Source organism: Acidobacteriota bacterium, from assembly GCA_028875725.1.
GTDB lineage: Bacteria > Acidobacteriota > Thermoanaerobaculia > Multivoradales > Multivoraceae > Multivorans.
Window position 1 is genome coordinate 1 of sequence record JAPPCR010000005.1, and the last position, 2500, is coordinate 2500.

Annotated in this window: 1 rRNA gene (cut by a window edge); it reads right to left on the reverse strand. The window is 57.5% G+C overall.

The annotated features are described in order from the left end of the window. Positions 1-2500 (reverse strand): 23S ribosomal RNA (locus tag OXI49_00185) (its annotated part continues 168 nt past the right edge of the window); the annotation flags it as partial.

Consider the following 2500-nt stretch of genomic DNA (forward strand, 5'->3'; position numbering starts at 1 on the left):
CCTTGGGACCTGCTTCAGCCCCAGGATGTGATGAGCCGACATCGAGGTGCCAAACCGCCGCGTCGATATGAACTCTTGGCGGCGATAAGCCTGTTATCCCCGGAGTACCTTTTATCCGTTGAGCGATGGCCCTTCCATACGGAACCACCGGATCACTAAGTCCTACTTTCGTACCTGCTCGACTTGTAGGTCTCGCAGTCAAGCTCCCTTCTGCCTTTGCGCTCTGCGGCTGGTTTCCAATCAGCCTGAGGGAACCTTCGAGCGCCTCCGTTACTCTTTAGGAGGCGACCGCCCCAGTCAAACTACCCGCCTGACAGTGTCCCCGACCCGGATTACGGGCCCAGGTTAGATCTCCAATACGCTAAGGGTGGTATTTCACCATTGACTCCACCGAGACTGGCGTCCCGGCTTCAAAGCCTCCCACCTATCCTACACATAACGCATCAGGGATCACTGCCAAGGTGCAGTAAAGGTTCACAGGGTCTTTCCGTCTTCATGCGGGTAACCGGCATCTTCACCGGTACTACAGATTCGCTGAGCCCCCTGTGGAGACAGTGCCCAGATCGTTACGCCATTCGTGCAGGTCGGAACTTACCCGACAAGGAATTTCGCTACCTTAGGACCGTTATAGTTACGGCCGCCGTTTACCGGGGCTTCAATTCAGAGCTTCGCTGGCCCGAAGGCCCGCTAACACTTCCTCTTAACCTTCCGGCACCGGGCAGGCGTCAGACCCTATACGTCGTGTTCGACTTAGCAGAGTCCTGTGTTTTTAGTAAACAGTCGCCTGGGCCATTTCACTGCGACCCCCGGCAGCTCAGAGGGCAAGCCTCATCACCGCCGGTGGCACACCTTCTCCCGAAGTTACGGTGTCAATTTGCCGAGTTCCTTCACAGGGGATCACTCAAGCGCCTTGGGATTCTCTCCCCGTCTACGTGTGTCCGTTTGCGGTACGGTCGCTCCGCACTCTGCTTAGGGGTTTTTCCTGGCAGCATGGAATCAACGACTTTGCGGGCCGAGGCCCTCGGGATCACGTCTCAGCGTTTACGGAGCCGCGGATTTTCCTACGGCTCCCGCCTACACGCTTCAACCTACACTTCCAATCGTAGGCTCGTCTATCCTCCTGCGTCACCCCATCGTCATAACGAGAGCGGAACGGTACAGGAATGTTGACCTGTTTCCCATCGACTACGCTTTTCAGCCTCGCCTTAGGGGCCGACTAACCCTGAGCGGATTGGCCTTCCTCAGGAAACCTTAGACTTACGGCGAGCAGGGTTCTCACCTGCTTTGTCGCTACTTGTGCCGGCAGGGTCTCTTCTGAGCGCTCCATCGGTTCTCACGATCCGACTTCAGCGCCCTCAGAATGCTCCTCTACCATCCGCCGGACCCGCAGGCCCGTCGGATTCGCAGCTTCGGTGATCAGCTTGAGCCCCGTTGAATTATCGGCACGGAGCCACTTGACCAGTGAGCTGTTACGCTTTCTTTAAAGGATGGCTGCTTCTAAGCCAACCTCCTGGCTGTCTGGACGTCTCCACATCCTTTCCCACTTAGCTGACACTTGGGGACCTTAGCTGGCGATCTGGGTTGTTTCCCTCTCGACCACGGAGCTTATCCCCCGTAGTCTGACTCCCGCGGTCCACATTCACGGCATTCGGAGTTTGGTTGGATTCGGTAAGCTTTTGGGCCCCCTAGTCCATCCAGTGCTCTACCTCCGCGATGCAATCCGCGAGGCTAGCCCTAAAGCTATTTCGAGGAGAACGAGCTATAACGAGGTTTGATTAGCCTTTCACCCCTACCCACGGCTCATCCAAGCCGTTTTCAACCAACATTGGTTCGGGCCTCCACTGAGTGTTACCTCAGCTTCACCCTGGCCATGGGTAGATCACCTCGTTTCGCGTCTACCACCGCTGACTGGATCGCCCTGTTCAGACTCGCTTTCGCTACGGCTATGCAAGACGCTTCGCCTTGCCAGCGACGGTAACTAGCCGGCTCATTATGCAAAAGGCACGCGGTCGCGCGGGACCCGCCGAGGCGGGCCATAGCGCTCCCACTGCTTGTAGATGCACGGTTTCAGGTACTGTTTCACTCCCCTAGGCAGGGGTACTTTTCACCTTTCCCTCACGGTACTGGTTCACTATCGGTCGCAGAGGAGTATTTAGCCTTGGGTGATGGTCCACCCGAATTCCCACAGGGTTTCTCGTGTCCCGTGGTACTTGGGAACATCGCTCGGGAGTCGCTCGCCTTTCGCCTACGGGGCTGTCACCCTCTGTGGCGGTCCGTTCCAGGAACCTTCGACTAGACGACCGATTTGTCACTCCCTGACCCCGCTGCAACGGAGTCATGCGATGCCCCACGACCCCAGGCGGACAACGCTTGCAGGCTTGGCGCCCGCCTGGTTTGGGCTGTTCCGCGTTCGCTCGCCGCTACTAACGGAATCGCATGTTGCTTTCTCTTCCTAGGGGTACTGAGATGGTTCACTTCCCCCCGTTGGCCTTCACGGAGC